This is a genomic window from Pseudoalteromonas sp. SCSIO_11900 (genome assembly GCF_000576475.1).
GTDB lineage: Bacteria > Pseudomonadota > Gammaproteobacteria > Enterobacterales > Alteromonadaceae > Pseudoalteromonas > Pseudoalteromonas tetraodonis.
Genome location: NZ_KK070023.1, coordinates 1762235 through 1784868, shown reverse-complemented (window position 1 = coordinate 1784868; position 22634 = coordinate 1762235). Strand labels below are relative to the sequence as shown.

The following is a 22634-nucleotide window of genomic DNA, read 5'->3' as shown; positions in this document are numbered from 1 at the left end:
GTGTTCTACTCAATGATCAACATTACTCCTAAAAGAGTTGTTTAATATTTTAAATTTTTAGGCACAAAAAAACCAGTGACATTGCTGTTACTGGTTTTTGTATTTGGTGCGGATGGGGGGACTTGAACCCCCACGCCCGAAAGCACTACCCCCTCAAGGTAGCGTGTCTACCAATTCCACCACATCCGCATTTTTTAAGCTATTGCTTAGTGCTAAGTCAGCATGTTTATTTGAGGGAAATAAACAACTTAACGATTTAAAACTAAATTAATTTGGTACGTCAGAGCTTTGCTCTTTAGTTGATGTTACTGGCACATCTTCTTCAATTGGAGTCACTGTTTCAACAGCTGGAGCCGCTTCTAGGTTTTCCCATTCGTCAGTCTTTTTAATTTGACCGGCAGTTAGGTTACCTAACACAATACTAAGCACAAAAAAGATTGTAGCTAGTACCGTTGTTGTTTTCGTCATGAAATTTCCAGCCCCAGAAGAACCGAAAACTGTAGACGATGCGCCGGCACCAAATGATGACCCCATGTCCGCACCTTTACCTTGTTGGATCAAAACCATACCAACAAGCGCTAAAGCTACAATTAAATACACTACTAATAAAATTTCGTACATCTTATACGGTCCCTTTTGCACTATTGCAGATAGCAGTAAATGATTCTGCTTTTAAACTTGCGCCTCCAATTAGGCCGCCGTCTATATCTGTTTGCGCAAATAATAATTCGCTATTTTTTTCATTAACGCTACCACCATATAAGATGGTTAGCCCTTGTGCTAAATCGCTATCTAGTTCAGCAATTTTGTCACGGATAAATTTGTGAACGCTTTGTGCCTGTTCAGGCGATGCAGTCTTACCTGTGCCTATAGCCCAAACGGGCTCATATGCTATCACAGATTCTTTTAGTGCTGCTACACCTAATTTATTAATTACTGCGTCAATCTGCGCAGCAACTACTTGTTCTGTTTGACCGCTTTCTTGCTCTGTTTCGCTTTCGCCAACACATAAAATAGGCGTTAGACCTACTTGTTGCGCGCGAGCAAATTTTGCAGCAACGGTATCATTGCTTTCTTTATATATACTGCGTCGTTCAGAGTGACCAACCAGTACATATTTCGCACCTAGCTGCTTAATTAGCTCTGCATCTACTTCACCAGTAAACGCACCTGGGGTATTCTCAGACACTGTTTGCGTGCCTGTTGTTACACCACTTGCAATCATTGCTGGGACTAGAGGAAACGGAGGAAATAAAACAATGTTTACTTCAGAAGATTTAACATCGTTAATAGCATCAGACAGTTGTTGAACGAGTTCTAATGAACCATTCATTTTCCAGTTGCCTGCGACCATCGCTTTGCGTGCTGCCATTTTTCCACTCCACATTAGAAAGCGGGCGAGATATTAACTCGACTCGCCCAAAGTTACAAGAGGTTATTGTTATCAATCAGTTTGTTTGCTCATAGATTCGACAACCGCTGCTATTTTCTGTGCACTATCTATTACTATTTTTTCTTGCTCAGCTTCAACCATTACTCGTACTACAGGCTCAGTGCCTGATTTACGCAGTAATACGCGCCCTTTATCTGCTAAGCTTTGCTCTACTTCAGCAACTGCGGCAAGCACCTCTGGAGCTTGGGTCGGATCAGTACCGGCAGTGTAACGTACGTTAATCATTTTCATTGGGTACTTAGTAAAACCGGATCCTAAGTCTTGAAGTGTACGGTTTTGTGCTACCATAGCCGCAAGTACTTGTAAGCTTGAGATGATGCCATCACCCGTGCTGATTAAATCTAGATTCAACACATGCCCTGAGCTTTCACCGCCAATTTTCCAGCCTTTTTGCTGCAGCAGTTCCATCACATAACGATCACCGACTTTACTGCGAGCAAAAGCAATGTTTTTTGCTTTTAACGCATTTTCAAGTCCCATATTCGACATAACCGTGCCAACAACACCACCGCCTAAATTGTCATCTTGTGCAGCTTGGCAAGCAATAATATAAACCAAATCATCACCGTCGAATACGCGGCCATTATGATCAACCATCATCACACGGTCGCCGTCGCCATCATAGGCGATACCGACATCAGCTTTGTGTTCAAGTACTTTACGCTTTAATGTGTCAACATGGGTTGCGCCACATTCATGGTTAATGTTTACACCGTTTGGCTCACATGCATGGGTGATCACCTCTGCACCAAGCTCTCGCATTACAGAAGGAGCAATATGGTATGTAGCACCATTAGCACAATCTAAAACAATTTTAATTCCTTCAAGGGATAACCCTTGTGGAAACTGGCTTTTACAAAATTCAATATAACGGCCATCAGCGCTAGATAAACGTGTTGCTTTACCTAACTTGTCAGAAGCAACACAGGTCATAGGCTCGTCAAGCATCGCTTCAATTTCTAGCTCTACCTCATCATCTAACTTTAAACCTTGGCCATTGAAAAACTTAATGCCGTTATCATAATAAGGATTATGTGATGCGCTGATCACTATCCCCGCTTCAGCGCGAAACGTTTGCGCTAAATAAGCAACTGCAGGCGTTGGCATGGGCCCTAAAAGAATAACATCAATACCTGCTGCAATTAATCCAGCCTCTAGGGCAGTCTCCAGCATGTAACCTGAAATACGAGTGTCTTTACCTATAATGACTTTTTTAGTGCCATGAAGTGAGAGTACACGCCCTGCGGCCCAACCCAATTTCATCGCAAACTCTGGGTTAATAGGACCTTGACCTACTAAACCACGCACACCGTCCGTGCCAAAATATTTTCTTTCTTTCATTTAAAGTACTCCTTGTTTGCAGGCTTGATATACGCCAAGCACATCTGCGGTTTCTTTTACATCATGCACACGAATAATGTGTGCACCGTTTTGTGCGGCGATCAGTGCTCCAGCTAAACTGCCTGCCAATCTATCGTCTGTGTCTCTATTTAATAATTTACCAATCATTGACTTACGCGATAATCCCGCGAGCAAAGGAAGTCCCAATTTTGCATAATCGTTAAATTGAGCCAATATTTGATAATTATGCTTTAGTGTTTTTCCAAAACCAAAACCAGGATCTAAAATTAACTGGCTTTGTTTAATGCCAGCAGCTTCACATGCGGCTATTCGCTGGCTAAAAAAATCATTTATCTCACCCGCTAAGTCATTATAGTGAGGAGCGTGTTGCATACTACGAGGTTGTCCTTGCATATGCATTAAGCACACTGCTACCTCAGGAAACTGTGCAACCACATCGATTGCGCCGGGCTCTTGCAATGCCCGTACATCGTTGACAATATCAGCACCGGCTTCAATCGCTTGGCGCATCACCTCGGCTTTACTGGTATCGATTGAAATAACGCAGTCACTTTGCTCACGAATAGCTTTAATAATAGGAATAACACGCTTTAACTCATCTTCAAGGCTAACATCAGGTGCGCCTGGGCGTGTTGACTCGCCACCGATATCTAAAATGGTCGCACCATCATCAAGTAATTGCATCGCATGACTCAGCGCGGCAGTTGTATTTAAGAACTGACCGCCATCAGAAAATGAATCAGGGGTAACATTCACGATCCCCATAATTACAGGCTCTGCAAAATCAAGCGTTCGGCCGCGCGCAAGGTTAATTTTATTATTCATCGCTAACCTTAATATGTGATAATTTTAGTTATTAACATCAAACTGATACAAAAAAGCCCCGAACTTCGGGGCTTTTGGATACGTTATTTTAACGATTATTCAGCTTTATCATCAAGGTTTGTTTCATCTTTTTTAGATTCATCAGCTGGTTTTTGTACTTCATCAACTGGTTTGTCTTTAGAAACACCTTTTTTTTCTGGTTTAGCTTCATGACGGTCATGCGCATCACGTGGTTCACGTACAGGCTGACGAGCCATTAAATCATCAATTTGCTTCGCATCAATGGTTTCATACTTCATTAGTGCATCTTTCATTGCATGCAGAATATCAATGTTTTCTTTCAATATTGATTCTGCACGTTGATAGTTGCGGTCTGAGAATAAACGCACTTCTGAATCGATTACTTTCGCCGTCTCATCAGACATGCTCATAGAGCGACCACCGCCGCCACCCATGTACATCTCGTTTTGATCTTCAGCGTAAAGTAACGGACCTAGTTTTTCACTCAAGCCCCACTGCGTTACCATTTTACGTGCAATATCTGTAGCACGTTCGATGTCGTTACTCGCACCCGTGGTTACTTTGTCTTCACCATAGATAAGTGCTTCAGCAATTCGGCCACCGTAAAGACTTGAAATCATTGATTCTAAAAGCTCTTTAGAGTGACTAACACGATCTTGTTCTGGTAAATACATAGTCACACCAAGCGCTCGGCCACGTGGGATAATAGATACTTTATAAACTGGGTCGTGCTCTGGCACCATACGGCCAACAATAGCATGGCCCGCTTCATGATACGCCGTCATTTCTTTCTCTTGCTCACTCATCACCATGGTCTTGCGCTCAGCACCCATCATGATTTTATCTTTAGCAGCATCAAATTCAGCCATACTTACAACACGTTTATTACCACGTGCGGCATAAAGTGCAGCTTCGTTTACAAGGTTTGCTAAATCAGCACCAGAGAAACCAGGCGTACCACGCGCAATTACTGCCGCTTCTACGTTATCGCCTAATGGCACTTTACGCATATGTACTTTAAGGATTTGCTCACGTCCACGAATATCAGGCAAGCCAACCACTACTTGACGGTCAAAACGACCAGGACGAAGTAATGCAGGGTCTAGTACGTCAGGGCGGTTAGTTGCCGCTATTACGATAATACCTTCGTTACCTTCAAAACCATCCATTTCGACAAGCATTTGGTTTAGTGTTTGTTCACGCTCGTCGTGGCCGCCCCCCATACCAGCGCCACGTTTACGCCCTACCGCATCAATTTCATCGATAAAAATTATACAAGGAGCTGCTTTTTTAGCTTGTTCGAACATGTCACGTACACGTGATGCACCTACACCTACAAACATTTCAACAAAGTCAGAACCCGAAATAGTAAAGAACGGTACTTTTGCTTCACCAGCAACAGCCTTAGCAAGTAATGTTTTACCTGTACCTGGAGGACCGACCATAAGTACGCCTTTAGGAATACTACCGCCTAATTTCTGAAACTTAGAAGGATCACGTAAAAAGTCCACCAGCTCGGTTACATCGTCTTTGGCTTCATCACAGCCAGCTACATCAGCAAAGGTCGTTTTGACTTGATCTTCACTCATTAAGCGGGCTTTACTTTTACCAAATGACATGGCGCCTTTGCCACCGCCACCTTGCATTTGACGCATGAAGAAAATCCACACACCAATAAGCAGGATCATAGGGAACCAAGAAATAAAAATGCTTGCTAAAAACGATTGTTCTTCAGGTTTAACACCTTTAACGTTCACATCGCTTTTTAACAAATCATTCAAAATGTCTTTGTCATAAATAGGCATAATGGTTTGAAAACGCTCGCCACTATTTTTTATGCCAGTAATTGTGCCACTAGTACTTTCGATAGACACTTCTTGTATAGAGCCGCTACGGGCGTCTTTTACAAATTGACTGTAACTTGTTTGACGATCAACTTGATCGCCGCCATTAAAGCTCTGAAATACTGACATAAGCACTACTGCAATAACCAGCCAGAGTATTAGATTTTTCGCCATATCGCTCAAGGGGTTAACCTCTTGTATCCAATTAATTTAAATTCAACTAAACGCCAAGCAACTGTACTACAGTTTGTATCCAGTCGCTACTATATATACTTCCCGAGAACGGGGACGCGAGGCATCCGGTTTACGTATCTTCACTGCTTTAAAACTATTACGTACATCTTGCAAATATTGATCAAAGCCTTCACCTTGGAATACTTTAACAATAAACGCGCCATTTTTCTTTAAAACTTGGTTGCACATATCAAGTGCAAGCTCAACCAAGTACATGCTACCTGCCTGATCAACCGAGTTATTGCCACTCATGTTAGGTGCCATATCAGACAATACCACATCTACATTTTTACCATCAATACGTTTTAACAATGCATCAAGTACCGCTTCTTCACGAAAATCGCCTTGTAAAAAGTCAACACCCGCTAAAGAGTCCATAGGTAAAATATCACACGCAACCACTTGGCCTTTGTCACCCACTTTTTCAGCTAAGTATTGTGACCAACTCCCTGGGGCTGCGCCTAAATCAACAACGGTCATCGCTGGGCGCAATAACTTATCTTTGTTTTGGATTTCGTCTAATTTGAAAACAGCTCGAGAGCGCCAGCCTTTTTTTTGCGCTTCTTGAACATATTTATCATCAAAATGTTCTTTAAGCCAACGTTGTGAACTGGCTGACTGTTTTTTATTTGTCATAAATTAACACGCAACTAATTAGTAATATTCTCTAGATGGCGTTAGAATACCCTTAATTCAAGCCATATTCAGCAAAATTTGTAATATCATGACATTATCAAACAAACAAAAGCAGTTTTTAAAAGGTCAGGCGCATAGCCTTAAGCCTGTAGTTTTACTAGGTTCTAACGGTTTAACCGAAGGCGTAGTAGTTGAAATCCAAAGCGCACTAGAAATTCACGAATTAATTAAAGTGAAGGTGCCAACAGACGATCGTGAAACCAAAAAGCTTATTTTTGATGCCATTGTTCGCGAAACAGGGGCTACTAAATTACAGACTATCGGTCATACGATTGTGCTTTATCGTCAAAGCCCTGAGAAAAAAATTCAATTACCTCGTGGCTAATAAGGTCATTTAAAGGTAAAACAAAAAAACCAGCCATTGCTGGTTTTTTTATGCCTGCTTAAAAACCCATTGTCAGCGTTTTAACTTCATAACTATTATTTTCTAGTTTACTCACTAAATAATAATGCCCGTACTGACTCTCATCCATACTTTCAATAGCTTGGTTACTCAATAATGAAGCCAACTGCGGTGTGGTATTACTATGCCCTATTACTACCACAACGCCATTTTGTGCTAATAATTGTTTTTTCAATGTCATTAGATCAGCAGCATCATAGGTAATAACTTTAATATTATAATACGCGGCTAATGGCGCTGCCGTGCTTAGGGTGCGGTTGTAGTTACTGCTGAATAACGTTATGTTTGGGTAAGTGTTAACTAACGAAACCAAGTGCTTAGCACGCGCTTGGCCTTGGGCAGTTAGAAATGGATTTTCCCCTGTTTGTTTTTCGCTATGTCGAAACAAGTAAACCTGTTCAGGGGCAGAAAAGGCGGGTTGGCAAATAAATAATAATGCTACCAACAATGTTTTTATGTAGGTGTTCATTATTGCTTCTCTCGCTTATATACTAATAGGCGATTTATAAACTCAGTTGTAAGCTCATTTATGAGTCCAGTTTCTGCATTTAAAATTAAGCTAAAGCCAACATTTAAGTGTGGAAACACAACCAAATCACTGCGATAACCTTGCACCCAACCACTGTGGTAATAAAGCGTTTCATCATCATAATCATACACACGCCAGCCTAGCCCATAGTAGGCTTCGTTCATGTGCTCTCGCCATACTCGTCTGTAGCGTTCTTTTTTAGTATGTGTATAAGGACGCGTTTGCGTGATCAATGCATCTAAGGATAATACCGATGGATATTGCCCTAATTGCGCATTTAACCAAATAGCCATATCTGACGCACTGGCGTTTACCCCAGCTGCCGGAGCGACTTTATAATAATTCTTTTTTAAACGGGCACTGTACCAACGCTTTTTCCCACGCACATGAGGGTGTGCGTAGTTACTATCTTGCACCATGGCATCGTAGCCTAAGCTTGCATCGTTCATTTTTAGAGGGATAAAAAATGCATCATTGAGCCACTGAGTATAAGTTTTGTTGGTGCTTTTTAAAATCACGTCATCAATTAAACTAAACATGACATTTTGATAGCCATAACAGTCACCGGGTTCGCATATGGGTTTTACACTTAATAGCTTTTCTACAATATCGCTATACCCCATTCGCGATTCGATTAAATTATCGTATGCATTCGGTACTAGCCCACTAGAATGGCTTAAAATATGAAAAACCTTTAAATCATCTTTGTAGTCGGTTTGTTTAAATTCAGGAATGTAATGACTAACAGGAAAATACAAATTAAGTTGTTCTTCATTTGCAAGTTTTGCCGCTAACGACCCTGCAAACGTTTTAGATACTGAGGCCAAACGAAACCGAGTGTGTGGATTAATTTTTTGCCCACTGCGCACTTTGGTATGCCCCATAGTATGTATATAATCACGCGCTTGTGCGTTGACGATGGAAAGCGCTCCGCCCGGAATCTTTTTTACTTTTAATTTTTTTTCTACGTAGCGTCCATAATTTTTAACAAAAGCTTCCCAGTCAGGATCTGTGCTTGCACTTGCCTGTAAATGCGTCCCTAAAATACATAAAGCAAAAAAATAAAAGGGTAAGGAGTTAAAATACTTCATTCTTAGCTAATTTTTCTTTTTTAGTCATAATCAGCCTCTATAATATCATGAACTTTTGCTCGGACTAACGTACAATATGTTCGATTAATGGCTTTTGAGTGGATGTAAAATATTTATGCGTTTTTTAGTTGTATCATTTTTTATTGTATTAGCTTCAGGTTGTGCCGTAGTTAAGCAGCCTGCAGAACCTTTAGCAATGCCTGCAAAACCTTTGCTTAAGAGTCAAACTTACCAACTTAAATATGAAACCGAGCATGCTTCACCGAAAGTAAAATCGGTGCAATTACCTGCACATAACATCAAAAAAAATCAGACTGTCAGAGTGATCGTAGACCGTGCAAGTGTCACCGACACATTAGTATCTCAAATTAGCCAAGCACTTAACGATAAACAACTAAAAGTTACCACAACCGATAACAGTGATTACACGTTAGCTATTCATCAAGTTGACCTTGAGTTTATAGATGATGCAAAGTACATCCTAGCGCAGCCACAAAAACCTTATTCATTGTTTTCAAAAGTAGCACAGCAATTCCCTTCTCAACAATGCGCAAATATACTGGCACAAGTTAGTATGCGCCTTACACACAAAGCAACGGGAGATGTAGTGTGGTTTGCCAAATCATCAATAGATAGTGCAAGCTTTCACCGTGAGCCTCTAATCTATAGCTTTACTGAAGAAAAGAAGATCACTAACGAGTTAGAAGTTGTTGCGTTTATTCATAAACATAACACCGAACAGGCTCGGCTTAAGCGTGCTGAACTTGAAAATGAAGTAACGGCCCCTGCTTATAAAACCATCACTAAATTGAGTCGTTTAACTAAATTAAATGGGCCATGCACACGTACTGAGATCAGCGCGTTAACTCCCATGATGCAATTTTACTTGAGCAGCATACTTATCGATAAAATTAAGGTTCAGTAAATTCAGGACGACTGCTACATTTTTTTACAGATTTAGCCTAGAGTTTGACAATATACTACCCTTTTAAGCAAACTCTAATTTAGGTTCCAAGGATGAAGCATTTCCCACAAAGACATTTTTTCCGTTGTGCAGCCTTATTGTTTGCGCTCATTTTAAGTGGCCAGAGCACAGCAAGCAATCGTTACTATGCCGATAACACATTGGAACCCACTACAGGGTTTGCTTGGGACTGGAGTGCGGGAGCAGGTTATTACATAGAAGATTCTTATTTGGTGGGCATGAATTCTTATGATGTTGGCGCCGAGTTAGATTTAAGCCTTGCAGTTTCTTACGATAATTTTTACCTTGATTTTGATCATAATCAACTCAGCGGTGGACTTGTTTTAGGCTATAGCTTAATTAACAAATACGATTGGGGCCTTGATTTATTAGGCACTAATTCGCAAGCCGGGTTTGACGAACAAGGCTTAGGTATTTATAACGATGGCATTATTGAGCCACTACGCGGTATCAAAAAACGTAACTATGATTTTGATACCGGCCTTCGATTAACACGTCGATTTGAAAACTCACAAATTTCCCTTGAATACTTACATGATATATCTGGTGCTCATAATGGCTGGGTGGCAAACGTATTTTTTAGTCATATTCAGCCTTGGCGTAATTGGGAGTTTCGCTCTGGTATTGGCCTAAGTGCCTACTCTGCAGATTTTACAAACTATTATTTTGGTATTGATAGCGATGAAGCAAACGCAACTCGCCCTATTTATCAAACCAATGCCAGTACTAGTATTATGTTTGAATTTCATGCTGAATACCCCATTAATCAAGATTGGGTCTTTTTAGCAGGCTGGTTAACGACGTGGTTTTCAAAAGAAATTGATGACAGCCCAATTATTTCCCAAGGATATCAACACAAAGCCAAGGTAGGCGTGCGTTATGTACTTTAGATTTTTTTACTGTTTATTGTTTAGTTATTCAGGCTCTTTGCTGGCAGCCCCAGTGCAAATACCCGCTCAATTGAGTGCAGTACCTGATACCTGTGTGGCCTTACGTGAAGGACGTCACTGTTACGCCGATGTTGTTTTGTCATGGCAGCAAGTAGAGGTGGGAAACTATTGTCTACGCGATGCCACCTCAAAGTACATTATGCAGTGCTGGCTTAAACAGCGACAAGGTTCGTTTAATTATGCTTTTGACTCAACGCAAAGTATTTCGTTTGAACTATTTGACAGTAATACATCACAAGTCATTGCCGTCACAGAAGTAAAATTACAATGGGTGTATCAAAATAGGCAAAAAAAGCGGCGTTGGCGGTTATTTTAGTCACACACTATAAACATTATGATAGCTAAACATCATTTAGGTATGCGAAGAAAGCTTATGGATAATTACGGTACTATTTTACTGGTTGAAGATGATATTTCTCTTGCACAGTGGGTCACTGAGTATTTAACAGAGCAAGGCTATGTTGTACATGTATGTCATCGAGGTGATGAGGTTATAAGCCAAGTAAAACGTTTAAACCCACAACTTATTTTACTCGACATTATGCTGCCAGGGCTTGATGGTATTAGTGTATGTCGTGAGCTACGTAGCTTTTATCATGCCCCAATTATAATGCTTACTGCCCGCGATGAAGAAATGGATGAAGTCATTGGGCTGGAAGTCGGTGCTACCGATTACATAATAAAACCGGTACGCCCTCGCGCATTGCTTGCACGCATTAAATCGGCCTTGCGCTACAGTAGCGACACGCCTAAAACCGATGATCAAGCAAATATGATCAATATCGGTCAATTAAGTATTAATACCGAGTCACGCAACGTTTCCTTTAACCAACAGGATGTGAACATTTCAAGCGCAGAGTATTTATTACTGCATTACTTAGCCAGTAATGCAGGACAAGTTGTATCACGCGATGCGGTGTTTAAAGCAACCAAAGGCAGGGAATATGATGGCCTAGATAGAAGCGTTGATGTGCTTATTTCTGCCTTGCGTAAAAAGTTTCATGATGACCCACAAAAACCAGAAAAAATTAAAACCATTTGGGGACGTGGTTATTTGTTTGTGACTGCAGCGTGGTAAATTTTAATGCCTGAGTGCTTAAAGTAATTAGCGCGATAGTAATAAAAGTCACTTCAATACACCCAGCCTATTATGGAATAGCATCAATGAAAAAGTTTTATATTTCACTACTTGGCAGTGCGCTGCTTTCAATTATTGTTTTAGGTTGGCTTATTGATGCATTTAGCCAACAAGCGCATGCGCCTTTGGATGAGTTTAGCGTTCAAAGCCAGATTATTGTCGGGTTAAGTAAACAGCTCACGGCGCTTAAACCCGATGCTCGCCCACAACAAGTAACAAAACTAGCCGCTGACTTTGACCTTATACTTAACTACAAATTAAATCAGTCGCTGGCACTGCCCTTAGCGCTATTAGATAAAATGCAAACCCAAGGCGGATTAATACTCGAAGATGAGCAAGGCTTTTATATGCTCTACACAAATGATGAGTTAAGTCCTTATCATTTAACCATGCGTTTAGATAAACCTTATGAGGCCACACAACGAAACGATATTATTTTAACGCTATTATTTTACACTGGCTTATGTGTTTTTATGGGTTTTATTATTACCCCTTTAGCAAAGCGCCTTACGGTGTTAAACGAAGCAGCAAAGCAATTTGCATCTGGTAATGTTAAAGCGCGTATTACCCCCTCTCGATTTACCTATATAAAAGATGTGGAACTGACCTTTAACCGTATGGCGAGTCAAATTGAAAAGCTAGTTGCTGAAAACAAGCTAATGGCCTCCAGCTTATCGCATGATATTAGAACTCCAATTGCTTGCTTACGCTTTGGTGTCGACGCCGCTCTTGATAGTCATGACGAGAGTAAAATAAAGCATTATTTAACTCGCATGGAAACCGACTTGGATCACATGGAGTCAATGCTAAAAAGCTATTTAACGTTTGCTACTTTAGAGCAAAATGCGAATAAGCTTACTTACTCATCAGCAAACCTTAAACAATACCTAAGTGATATTGTATTGCAACTTGAGCCTAGAATAACCTCTCGCTCGCTTAATATTTCTTTAGAATGTGATGATCATACCGTTTATGCTGACTTACATTGGCTGGCAAGAGCAATCACCAACTTAATTAATAATGCCTGCGACTTTGCAAATCACAGCATTCAAGTAACCGCTTCAGTACAAGAACGTTCTCTGGTGGTGAACATCGCCGACGACGGACCAGGCATTGCTCAAGAAAATAATCATAAAGTATTTAGCCCATTTTTTCGTGAACGCAGCCACCGTAATCGCAGTGATAATAGTTATGGCTTGGGATTAGCAATCGTCGCCAAAGTTGCCGATTGGCATCATGGCACTGTAAAAGTGAGTAAAAGTGAACGACTCTCAGGTGCCTGCTTCACATTAACCATCGCTCAGTTTGAACATTAATCAACAATGCAAAGATGCTCAATACAGCTGATAAGCGAAATATAATTAAAAAAATTGTGCTATTTATAATCAAAATACGCACGTGTTATTTATACAGCTAAATAAAACGCAATAATTGTGCAACACAGACTAATAAGCACTTTTTATTTAATTACAATTCCAGTAGATTGTCACGGCGTCGAAAAAATAGAGAAGCAGAATAATATGAGTGCAGTAAGAGGTGAGTTTAGCTCCCGCTTTGGTTTTATAATGGCTGCGGCAGGATCAGCTGTTGGCTTGGGTAATATTTGGGGTTTTCCGACCCAAACAGCAAGTAATGGGGGCGCTGCCTTTTTAGTCGCGTATTTAGTACTGGCTTTCTTTTTAGCCTATCCGGCTTTAATGGCAGAGCTGATGATAGGTCGCCATGGGCAAGCTAATGCAGTCTCTTCATTAACTAAATTAACCACGCGACCATGGCAAAAGCAATTTGCCTTTGCTGTTGGTTTTGGTGGTATTTTATGTGCTGGATTTATTTTAAGTTTTTATGCCATTGTTGCCGGTTGGATGTTAAGTGCCACTTTAGAACCGGTAACCACATTGGTCGGGGCTGATACCGCCTCTTTATGGTTAAGTGAGCAATCGCTTACTCGTAATATTCTTTTCACTGTTTTATTTATTATTTTAACTGTTGCTATTATCAGCCGCGGTGTAGAAAACGGCATCGAAAAATGGTCTAAACGCTTAATGCCCGCTCTGCTCGGTATTTTGTTTGCCCTAATTGCCTACGTGATGACTCAAGAAGGCGCTGTTGAGGGGTTAAAAGCTTACTTAGTCCCTGACTTTTCTTCTATTTTTGACCCTACATTGTTAGTGAGTGCCTTAGGCCAAGCTTTCTTTTCATTGTCACTGGGCACCAGTGTGATGATTATATATGGCTCCTATATCAGTAAAAAAGAAAACCTTGTGTCCCTTGGCGCGTATGTAACCTTAATTGATGTGTTTATAGCGTTTGTAGCGGGTTTATTGATCATCCCTGCTATGTACGTGGCACAAGCGCAAGGTGTTGAAATATTCTCTTCAACTACAGGTAAACTTCTCTCTGAAGATACTCTCGTATTTCAGGTATTGCCTGCCTTATTTGATGGCATGGGTGGTGTAGGTTTATTTGTTGGTTTTGCTTTTTTTGCATTGATGAGTATTGCCGCACTAACTTCATCTATTTCCATGCTAGAAGCGCCAGTGTCGTACACGGTAGAACGCTTTGCGATGAAACGTGTTCAAGCAACGTGGTTAATAGGCGCTTTAATTGCCATAGTGAGCATTATTATAGTGTGTAACCTAGGCACTTTATTTGGCTTAGTGATCACCCTAACAACCAAAGTTGCACAACCTTTATTAGGGCTTATGTGCTGTATATTTGTAGGTTGGATCTGGTACAGATCGTCACTACTTAAAGCGATTCAGCAAGGTAACCCTGAGGTGCATAATACGTTATTTTGGAAAATATGGCCTTGGTATACCAAGTTTGTATGCCCTGTTGCGATTAGTTTAGTGTTTTTGCACTCCCTACTAAGCTAGTTATAAGATGCATAAAAAAGGTCCACATCAGTGGGCCTTTTTAGTGGAGCAATACTACTGCTTTAAAATCATATCTTGATGGGGTATACCATCTTCTAAATATTCATCACCAACACATTCAAAACCGAATGAACGATAAAAATTCAGTAGATAGGTTTGTGCGCCAATATAAATATCGCGAGTCGGCCATTGCGCCTTACAGCATGCTATTGCTTCATTGACTAACTGTTTGCCTAATCCAGAACTTCGCTGTGATTGAGCAACCAATACACGCCCTATCGCACTGTATTGAGTATCTTTTTCATAACAACGGGCATAGGCATATACTGTTTGCCCATCAAGTAAATAGACATGGCGTGTAGTGTCTGCGATATCGTGATCATCAAGTTCGGGGTAAGGACATGCTTGTTCTACAACGAATACGTCGACACGTTCACGCATGATTGAAAATAGGGTTTGGGAATCGAGCGCAGAGAATGGCTCACATTTAAACGCCATTTAAACACCTTTTTTATTGCAGGGGCTTACCTAAAGTAAGCCCCTAAAGCGATTAAGCAAATAATCGTTCTAACTGATCACATAACTGCGATAAATTAACATGATCATGCTCTATGGTTAAATCAACATAGCCATCACTTCTAAACGCTCTGTCTAATTCAATTAATACATGGGTTTTATGTGCTTCAGGAATAAACGACAACTCTATTTCTTTTATGCCAAACAAACTGCGGCTATTAGGCTGATACTCAAGCTCTTGATAACACCCCGACACAGATTGAAAAGTAGGGGCACGTAAATGGCCTTGCTCTACATCGGCTTTAACTAAGCTAAAACCAAGCTTTTCCATCGCTTGCATGCATGTTTTAACCGCTTCATTAGGATAAATGTGTAAATGGTCTTTATCTGTTGGATCAAGCGCAAGGTCAATATCAAGGCCTGTTTCTAACCATACATAAGATTGATTATAACCTGCATTAATTTCAGTTATAGGCGTTTCTGAGTGTAAACGGGCTTCAAACGGAATAGTTCTTACTTCACCGGGCTCAATAATACCAATATCGGTAATGCGCCACTGGTCAATCACATGATTAGTGAAATAATCACCGTCTTCACTCGCCACTTTTACACGGGTAACTAACATTAAGTCTAAACCGGTAATTTCTTGGCTCACATCACCTGCAGTAATTACAATTTGCGCGTTAAATAATTGCCCTGGCTGAAGATGCTCGGTCTCTAAAATAGTATCTACTTTGGCGGCACCAATGCCTACCGATGCTAAAATCTTTTTAAACATATTTTCTCCTTAAGCTAAGCAACTCTAATGTTTGCTTACGCTTAAACTCCTTCGTTATGGCATCTTAACCACATTTAAAAGCTCTTGTCAGCGAAAAACTGCTATTTACATGCTGTTTACCATAAAACTAGCCATATATGTGCATTTTTTATACATTGAAGCTACTTTACCTCTGCATAAACTGACAGTAGCAATCATTTGATAAATACTCTCTATCACGTAACTAACTGCGTTAAATAAATAGATTAATTGTCAATAAGCATTGTTTTTCGCTACACTACAGTGCCTAAAAAAGTGGTATTAATAACTATGGAACTAATTTATTTTGCTACCGCCTTCGTCTGCGGTTTTGGTATATACCAGCTAAAATTGCCGCCACTTATCGGCTTTCTTATGGCTGGATTTATTCTTAATTTAGCGGGTTATAAAAGCACGGAACTGCTGGAAACAATTGCATCTTTAGGGGTTACACTGCTACTTTTTAGTATTGGCCTCAAGCTTAAAATTTCAAATTTAATAAAACCTCAAGTCTGGGCTCCGGCCACCTTACATATTATTCTAAGCAGCGCTTTATTTAGTGGCTTTATGCTACTACTGGGTATTTTTGCACTGCCATTATTCGTCGATTTAAGTTGGCAAAGTGCGCTGTTAGTTGGTTTTGCTCTGAGCTTTTCAAGCACCGTATTTGCGGTAAAAGTTCTTGAAGAGCGCGGTGAAATGGCAAGCCTGCACGGTAAAATAGCCATTGGTATTTTAGTTATGCAGGATATATTTGCGGTTATATTTTTAGCGGTCAGTACCGGTAAGTTGCCGAATATTTGGGCCTTAGGGTTAATTATTGCCTTACCTTTATTTCGCCCTGTTATGTACTGGGTTTTAAACCGCTCTAAACATGGTGAATTACTGCCGCTATTTGGGTTTTTCTTTGCCTTAGTAGCAGGTTATAACGCCTTTGAATTTGCAGGTCTCAAAGGTGATTTAGGTGCTTTGATTGTAGGTATGATGTTCGCACCACACAAAAAAGCCGGTGAATTGTCTAAGTCATTGCTTAGCCTAAAAGATATATTGCTAGTTGGCTTTTTCCTAAGCATTGGTTTAAGTGCAGAGCTTACTGCCCACTCCTTAGTCGTCGCTTTAGTGCTGGTATTAATTATTCCAATTAAAACCCTGCTTTATTACATACTAACCAACCTATTTAAACTTCGTGCGCGTACCTCTTTGTTAACAGCATTTAGCCTAGCTAACTTTAGCGAATTTGGTTTGATTGTGTGTGCAGTTGCCGCATCTACCGGCATGGTTACCTCTGAGTGGCTTGCTGTTATTGCGATTGCGGTGTCGATCACCTTTGTAATTGCTTCTCCTTTAAATAAACGCTCTAACGAGCTATACGTTAAAATTGAACGCTTTTTATTAAAGTTTGAAAGCAAAACCCGCTTAGCTGAAGAGCTCCCAGTAAACTTAAATGACACAAAAATTGTTATTTTTGGTATGGGTAGAATTGGCACAGGTGCCTATGAAACAATAAACGCAACTCATCCGGATGTTGTTGCAGGTATTGATATTAAGCCTGAGGTAGTTGATAAGCATGTAAAGCGAGGTCGCCGAGTATTAATTGCCGATGCCACCGATCCTGATTTTTGGCAACGTGTTAACCACTCCCACGTTGAAATGGTAATGCTAACTATGCCTAAGCACATGCAAAATATTTTTGCCTTAGAGCAATTACAAGCATCGGGTTATAAAGGACAAGTAACGGCGATTGCCAACTACCCCGATCAGCAAAAAGAATTAGAAGAAATGGGAATAGACTCTACTTACAACTTTTACTTAGAAGCAGGTAGCGGTTTTGCAGAGCATGTAAAGCAAACCCTGTTTTCTTAATAGGGTTTAGATGCAAATAGATTGCATTTACATTCCTTTACATCTGCGTATTTTATTGGTTTAAATATAAGGTAAAATGTCAGTGTTGGTTTAGTAAAGCTAATACCTAAGTGTGTATTTAAATAAAATATACACAACTGGACCCCTTGCTTTTAATTAACCAATAAGATTCTCAAATTAGAGGGCCTACTCCCTCTATCAATAGGCTGTTACTTGCCCGTTACAGCCTATTTTAATTCTTTATTATCCCTTACACTTAGCACCTCAATTCATAAAAGATGTCAATAATGGATCCTCAACAACTTAAAGTCGCTATTAATACCATTATGCCGTTTGGTAAATATGCGGGACGTCCCTTACTTTTGCTGCCTGAGCATTATTTAGTGTGGTTTAAACAGCAAGGCTTTCCTGATAGCAAGCTCGGCTCTCAACTTGCAATGATGTACGAAGTGAAGCTTAATGGTTTAGAGCAAATGTTGATGCCATTACTAGAAAAAAATAGTAAATAAAATAGAACTTTTCTATAAGTGGCCTGTCTATCTATTTGCTACTTGTTGATTTTTTGGTTTTAAACCGCAAAAAAGCGCCTTTAAGGCGCTTTTTTATTGTGTGGGATTTACTAGTCTAAGCTAATAATAAACTTAGCCCCACCAAGTGTTGAGTCTTCAATTGCGCACTGCCCTTTATGCCATGACACAATTTTACTTACTATCGCCAGCCCTAGCCCAAACCCTCCGGTTTTTTTATCACGACTTTTATCTAAGCGCGTAAACGGCTTAAATACTTTTTCGCGCTCAGAGAAGGCAATACCAGGGCCATCATCTTCAACCACTAACAGTAACTTTTCATCGGCAGTACTTAAACTAATATGTACACTTTTCGAGGCATGTTTAAGTGCATTACTGATTAAGTTTTGCAGCACCCGCGACATAAAATGACTATCGCATGAGTAAATAAATTGAGTGGGGAGCGTTGTTGTTAGTTTAATACGGGTATCAAAGTTTACTTTTTCAATATTAGTTTTAATTAATGCAACGATATCACAAGGCGCTAATTGTAAACTAGGTTGCTGTGTGTCTAAACGGGCATATTCCAACATTTCAGATACCAAGGACTCAAGTTCATGAATATCCATTTGCATGTCAGATAAATATTGCTGTGCTTTGGTATCATGGGTTTTATCCTCGAGTATTGCAATAGCAAACTTCAACCGCGCTAATGGCGTTCTAAATTCATGAGATACAGAAGAGGTGAGCTCTTGCTGAGCACTCAGTAAAAACTCAATACGTTGCTGCATTACTTGCAATGTATCGGTGATGGGTAAGAAGAATGACTTTGAGCCATCGCTTAATTGAAAATCTTGCGAGCCGCCCACTGCCTCGCATGCATGACTCAGCTTTGCAAAGTCTCGCCACAACAAAAAGCTCCACAAACCTATTGGTAAACTTATAATAAACAACACCAGTAAATACGGTAACACAGTCCCTGAGCTGCTGTGTTTAACACCTACAGGGCCTACTTGTAGCAATTGTGAATTATTTAGCGTTACATACCAAACGATACGCTGCTGTTTATCATATAAATAAAGGTAATGGTTTTGAAATAGTTGTGCTTGCTGTTCTGGTGGGAGCACCAGATCTTGCTGGGCAATGACTTGGCTATCAAAATTATGTTTAAGCTGCTCAAGCCCATCTGGGGTTTGCGAAAGCAGCCATAAAGACTGCCCAAATTCGTCATCTAACAATACACTTTGCTGAGATTCATCATAGGGCCAAAACTGCTCTATAACACCACTAACAATAAACAAAGAGGCAATAATATACACGTAAAGGCTTATAAATAGCTTTCCCATTAACCTAGCCTAATACCTTGCATTTATTACATATCCCACGCATCTGATACAAATAAATAGCCTTGCCCCCACACCGTTTTAATACGGTATGGTTTATCACTGTTATCACCGAGCTTTTTACGAATACGTGATACACGAACATCCACCGTGCGGTCTAACCCGTCGTACTCACGCCCTATCATATGTTGATGGACATGCTCTCGACTGAGCACTTCACCAGCATTTGAAGCCAATAACCACAGCAATTCAAATTCATGAGAAGTCAGGACAATTTCAACACCGCTTAGCTTTACAATGCGGCTGGTTTTATCTATTGATAAATCACCAAATTGAAGTTCTTCAATCGCTTTAACATTTGGCTGTCCACGGCGAAGCAATGCACTAATTCGAGCAAGAAGTACACGCGGCTCTGCCGGTTTTATAACGTAGTCGTCAGCCCCGAGTTCTAAGCCTATGACTTGATCGAAGTCTTCACCCTTTGCTGTTAGCATTAAAATAGGGAGAGTGTATTTATCGCGTACTTGTCGACATACGCTAAAGCCATCTTTTCCTGGCAACATTACATCTAAAATGATCAAGTCGACGTGGTTTTCACTAAGATAAGGGAACACTTCGTCACCGCGTTCTAAAACGTCAACTTCTAAGCCATTATGCTCAAGATAGTCTTTGGTTAATTGTTGCAACCCTAAATCATCTTCAACAAGTAATATCTTTGGCATTTACTGCTCCTAAATTAAAAAAAGCTCCAAGGTGAGCGTAGCCGATGTTTTTTCTTAGCGTATGCGGTTTGCACTTCTATTTGCACACTCGCTAACGATACACCTGTATGGGGATTAATCAGGGAGTATATGGTCTCCACCTGAACACGCGCTTTATAACTAAGTTGGCCTTTTTTGACACCTTGCCAGCATTGCAATTGTGTATTTTGTTGGTATAAACACACATCGCTAGCGGCTGACAGTTGCCACTTAAATTTTAACTCAAGATCACAAAATTCTTGTTGTTCGGAAACCACACAGACTTTGGGTGATACGTTAAGTGAAGAGGCTTTTGCAACGCTAGCGTTGCTAAAAAATGAAGCTGCAAGCACAACCAACATAAAACACTTCATATTAAAATGTATGTTCGAATCCTATAAAGGCGGTCATTGAATAGTTATGTTCAAAAAGCGGGCTGCTATCCATTGCTGAATAATCATAATAGGCTAAATGAAAACGAAGCGCGTTGACTCCATCTACAGGCCAACGGGCGTCGATTTTAGCATAAGGTTGCCAACTACTACCAACTTCTATTTCACCGTGAATAGATTCAGCGCTATTTAAACCATAAAAGTAGTTATTTAGTTGGGCTGATTTGTAATTAACGCCTAACGTCGACTTTAACGTTAATTGCTTAAACTCATGGTGATATTGCCATTGCAACGATCCTCTGTAGCCATTATAAACACTGTTTACATCATGCAATAATTGCACAGAAAATACTTGCTGCTGCTTTACAAAAAAATAGCTTATACCGGCATCAAGTGCGACTCGTCTTTTTTGTATATTATTTATGTTTACTTGACGCGGTGAATCAGAGTGTAGCGATTCTAATATCTCGTTCTCAGCGGTTGTTTTAAAGGGGAAAATATTTTGTGGATGCCAATCAATAAAAAAGCGTGACTCAGGGTTAATTTCTGACACAAAACTAACGTTATGTTGTTTGCTTTGTAAAAAAGAATAACCAAGACGGCCATTATCAAAAAACCAATTTTGACCATAATAGGCCACTTGCGGAATAACAACTAAGGGGATGTTATCTGCACCATACAGAGGATTTGTGATCACCCCAGCACCAACACTCACACTAAGATTAAGCTCATCAGTGGATATATGTTGCTGCTTCTGAGCAATCGCATTAGTGCTTAATAGCACTAATAACAGGCATATGTTTATTCTCAGATGGAACCGCATGAAGTTAATCGCTAGTTTATAAAGTGGCTTTGACCCTATAGTAGCAAGTAGTATGAACACAAGCTCTAGAGGGTTACAATCATTAACAAATTTGATACAAACAGAACACGTTTACATATCGGCCGCTATTTCGACCCGATTACGACCATGGGTTTTAGCTAAATAAAGTGCTCTATATGCCTTTTCAACTAATAAACAGCTCTTACTAAAAGGCTCCATTAAAGCAATGCCGAAACTGGCTGAAATATTACGTTTATTATTACTGTCTTCTTTTTTACGAATCGTCAATTTGGCAATGTTCAAACGAAGCTGATTACAAAATGCCATCGCATCATTAATGCTTTCAAAGTAACCCGTAATACAAAATTCTTCACCACCAAAACGATAAGCTCTGTATTGCTCTTGTACACTATTTTGCACTTTTTGAGCGACTAGCTTGAATACCTCATCGCCTTTTTGATGGCCAAAATCGTCATTAAAACGTTTAAAATGATCAATATCGAACATAATCAACACCGCTAATTTACCGTGTTCATTTTGTGAAGAGGCGTTCAAACAAAACTCAACAATGTCTGTGTCAAACTTACCGCGATTAAATAATCCGGTTAAGGAATCTTTATCAACCGCTTCTTGGGTCACGCTAAGCGCTTCTTTTAAATCTTTAATTTCGTTGTACGCTTGCGCTAATTTGGTTTGGAATCCACGGGCGTAATCTTGCATCGCAATTGATTCGTCAGTTAGGCGCTCAACGCAAGAAAGGATCTCATTAAATGAGTTAATACTAGAGAGCGTTTTTAATTCATTTTGTGAATCAACTAACGAGGTAGTAAAGCTTTTCGAATATTGAATGGAGTCACTAAGATCAAACTGCATTTGCTCTACGGTGCCATGAAACCTTTCAGACATTTGTTGAAAAAATGCAAGCTCTTCGTCATTAATATGCTTATTAAAAATTTCTTGGGCGGTTTGAGCTGAACACGTATTGTGCAAAGAGATGACTTTATCAAGCTCTGTGTTTAGTTGTGGGTTGTCGCCCTGTACATAACAGTACCAAATAGCATAATTTATTGGCGTTACAGGCATTTTGTATTTAACCATCAACGGAATGGCTTTTTTTAAACACTGGGCAGAATGAGCAAGTGAAACCGTATTATCCATAATTAAAACTCTTAGACATCACAACAAAGATGTTAATAAACACATAAATACCAGCGGTTTATATTAACAGTTTTTTATCATCCAGCAAGC

Annotated in this window: 24 protein-coding genes and 1 tRNA gene; 9 read left to right on the top strand and 16 right to left on the bottom strand. The window is 40.0% G+C overall.

Going from position 1 to position 22634, the window contains the following annotated elements:
* Positions 1–104 precede the first annotated feature (104 nt).
* The 7 genes from BG00_RS08310 to rlmE form a co-directional block, all read right to left on the bottom strand.
* Positions 105–189 (bottom strand) — tRNA-Leu (locus tag BG00_RS08310).
* A gap of 78 nt (positions 190–267) precedes the next feature.
* Positions 268–621: a preprotein translocase subunit SecG gene (gene secG / locus BG00_RS08305; protein WP_036981843.1), complete on the bottom strand. Its 354-nt coding sequence runs from the start codon at positions 619–621 to the stop codon at positions 268–270.
* A gap of 1 nt (position 622) precedes the next feature.
* Positions 623–1372, bottom strand: coding sequence for a triose-phosphate isomerase (gene tpiA / locus BG00_RS08300; protein WP_036981841.1), 750 nt, complete (start codon positions 1370–1372; stop codon positions 623–625).
* Positions 1373–1444: 72 nt separating this feature from the next.
* Positions 1445–2794, bottom strand: coding sequence for a phosphoglucosamine mutase (glmM, locus tag BG00_RS08295; RefSeq protein WP_036981839.1), 1350 nt, complete (start codon positions 2792–2794; stop codon positions 1445–1447).
* Complete coding sequence (gene folP / locus BG00_RS08290; RefSeq protein ID WP_013465497.1) at positions 2795–3640, bottom strand: dihydropteroate synthase; 846 nt, start codon at positions 3638–3640, stop codon at positions 2795–2797.
* Between the two features lie 95 nt (positions 3641–3735).
* On the bottom strand, positions 3736–5679 hold the full coding sequence (gene ftsH / locus BG00_RS08285) for an ATP-dependent zinc metalloprotease FtsH (RefSeq protein ID WP_036983413.1): 1944 nt from the start codon (positions 5677–5679) through the stop codon (positions 3736–3738).
* Positions 5680–5745: 66 nt separating this feature from the next.
* Complete coding sequence (rlmE, locus tag BG00_RS08280) at positions 5746–6375, bottom strand: 23S rRNA (uridine(2552)-2'-O)-methyltransferase RlmE (protein WP_013465499.1); 630 nt, start codon at positions 6373–6375, stop codon at positions 5746–5748.
* 88 nt (positions 6376–6463) lie between these two features.
* Here rlmE and yhbY point away from each other — a divergent pair, with 88 nt between their 5' ends.
* Entirely contained in the window at positions 6464–6760 is a 297-nt protein-coding gene (yhbY, locus tag BG00_RS08275) for a ribosome assembly RNA-binding protein YhbY (protein WP_008112687.1), read from the top strand.
* Between the two features lie 58 nt (positions 6761–6818).
* Here yhbY and BG00_RS08270 read toward each other — a convergent pair whose 3' ends face one another.
* Together BG00_RS08270 and BG00_RS08265 are read right to left on the bottom strand one after the other, a co-directional pair.
* On the bottom strand, positions 6819–7307 hold the full coding sequence (locus BG00_RS08270; RefSeq protein ID WP_036981837.1) for a SixA phosphatase family protein: 489 nt from the start codon (positions 7305–7307) through the stop codon (positions 6819–6821).
* The gene (locus tag BG00_RS08265; RefSeq protein WP_036981836.1) at positions 7307–8458 is read right to left on the bottom strand and encodes a serine hydrolase domain-containing protein; all 1152 of its coding nucleotides are present in this window, start codon (positions 8456–8458) and stop codon (positions 7307–7309) included. Before BG00_RS08265 ends, BG00_RS08270 begins: the two co-directional genes overlap by 1 nt.
* A gap of 115 nt (positions 8459–8573) precedes the next feature.
* On the opposite strand from BG00_RS08265, the gene BG00_RS08260 reads away from it, so the two are divergent.
* The 6 genes from BG00_RS08260 (at position 8574) to BG00_RS08235 (ending at position 14407) form a co-directional block, all read left to right on the top strand.
* The gene (locus tag BG00_RS08260; protein WP_036981834.1) at positions 8574–9383 is read left to right on the top strand and encodes a hypothetical protein; all 810 of its coding nucleotides are present in this window, start codon (positions 8574–8576) and stop codon (positions 9381–9383) included.
* Between the two features lie 92 nt (positions 9384–9475).
* Positions 9476–10333 (top strand): MipA/OmpV family protein, encoded by an 858-nt coding sequence (locus BG00_RS08255; protein ID WP_036981833.1) that lies wholly within the window; start codon positions 9476–9478, stop codon positions 10331–10333.
* Complete coding sequence (locus BG00_RS08250; protein WP_016899250.1) at positions 10323–10709, top strand: DUF3019 domain-containing protein; 387 nt, start codon at positions 10323–10325, stop codon at positions 10707–10709. Before BG00_RS08255 ends, BG00_RS08250 begins: the two co-directional genes overlap by 11 nt.
* A gap of 57 nt (positions 10710–10766) precedes the next feature.
* A complete protein-coding gene (locus BG00_RS08245) occupies positions 10767–11471 on the top strand; it encodes a response regulator (protein ID WP_036981832.1) in 705 nt (234 codons plus the stop codon).
* Between the two features lie 86 nt (positions 11472–11557).
* Positions 11558–12847 carry a sensor histidine kinase gene (locus tag BG00_RS08240; protein ID WP_036981831.1) on the top strand — a complete coding sequence of 430 codons (1290 nt, stop codon included), beginning with the start codon at positions 11558–11560 and terminating at the stop codon, positions 12845–12847.
* Positions 12848–13051: 204 nt separating this feature from the next.
* On the top strand, positions 13052–14407 hold the full coding sequence (locus BG00_RS08235; RefSeq protein WP_036981830.1) for a sodium-dependent transporter: 1356 nt from the start codon (positions 13052–13054) through the stop codon (positions 14405–14407).
* A 54-nt stretch (positions 14408–14461) separates the two neighbouring features.
* Here the strand turns inward: BG00_RS08235 and BG00_RS08230 are convergent, their stop codons facing one another.
* Together BG00_RS08230 and BG00_RS08225 are read right to left on the bottom strand one after the other, a co-directional pair.
* Positions 14462–14905 (bottom strand): GNAT family N-acetyltransferase, encoded by a 444-nt coding sequence (locus tag BG00_RS08230; protein ID WP_036981829.1) that lies wholly within the window; start codon positions 14903–14905, stop codon positions 14462–14464.
* A 52-nt stretch (positions 14906–14957) separates the two neighbouring features.
* A complete protein-coding gene (locus tag BG00_RS08225; RefSeq protein ID WP_013465509.1) occupies positions 14958–15701 on the bottom strand; it encodes a sporulation protein in 744 nt (247 codons plus the stop codon).
* A gap of 309 nt (positions 15702–16010) precedes the next feature.
* Here BG00_RS08225 and BG00_RS08220 point away from each other — a divergent pair, with 309 nt between their 5' ends.
* Positions 16011–17582 carry a cation:proton antiporter family protein gene (locus BG00_RS08220; protein ID WP_036983412.1) on the top strand — a complete coding sequence of 524 codons (1572 nt, stop codon included), beginning with the start codon at positions 16011–16013 and terminating at the stop codon, positions 17580–17582.
* 287 nt (positions 17583–17869) lie between these two features.
* A complete protein-coding gene (locus tag BG00_RS08215) occupies positions 17870–18091 on the top strand; it encodes a DUF3820 family protein (protein ID WP_036981828.1) in 222 nt (73 codons plus the stop codon).
* 110 nt (positions 18092–18201) lie between these two features.
* Here BG00_RS08215 and BG00_RS08210 read toward each other — a convergent pair whose 3' ends face one another.
* The 5 genes from BG00_RS08210 to BG00_RS08190 all read right to left on the bottom strand — a co-directional run bounded on the left by BG00_RS08210 (position 18202) and on the right by BG00_RS08190 (position 22544).
* A complete protein-coding gene (locus BG00_RS08210) occupies positions 18202–19434 on the bottom strand; it encodes an ATP-binding protein (RefSeq protein ID WP_036981826.1) in 1233 nt (410 codons plus the stop codon).
* A 26-nt stretch (positions 19435–19460) separates the two neighbouring features.
* The gene (locus BG00_RS08205; RefSeq protein WP_036981824.1) at positions 19461–20153 is read right to left on the bottom strand and encodes a response regulator; all 693 of its coding nucleotides are present in this window, start codon (positions 20151–20153) and stop codon (positions 19461–19463) included.
* 14 nt (positions 20154–20167) lie between these two features.
* Positions 20168–20533: a DUF3019 domain-containing protein gene (locus tag BG00_RS08200; protein ID WP_036983411.1), complete on the bottom strand. Its 366-nt coding sequence runs from the start codon at positions 20531–20533 to the stop codon at positions 20168–20170.
* 13 nt (positions 20534–20546) lie between these two features.
* Entirely contained in the window at positions 20547–21386 is an 840-nt protein-coding gene (locus tag BG00_RS08195; protein WP_248532832.1) for a MipA/OmpV family protein, read from the bottom strand.
* A 111-nt stretch (positions 21387–21497) separates the two neighbouring features.
* Entirely contained in the window at positions 21498–22544 is a 1047-nt protein-coding gene (locus BG00_RS08190) for a GGDEF domain-containing protein (RefSeq protein WP_081762895.1), read from the bottom strand.
* Between the last annotated feature and the right edge of the window lie 90 nt (positions 22545–22634).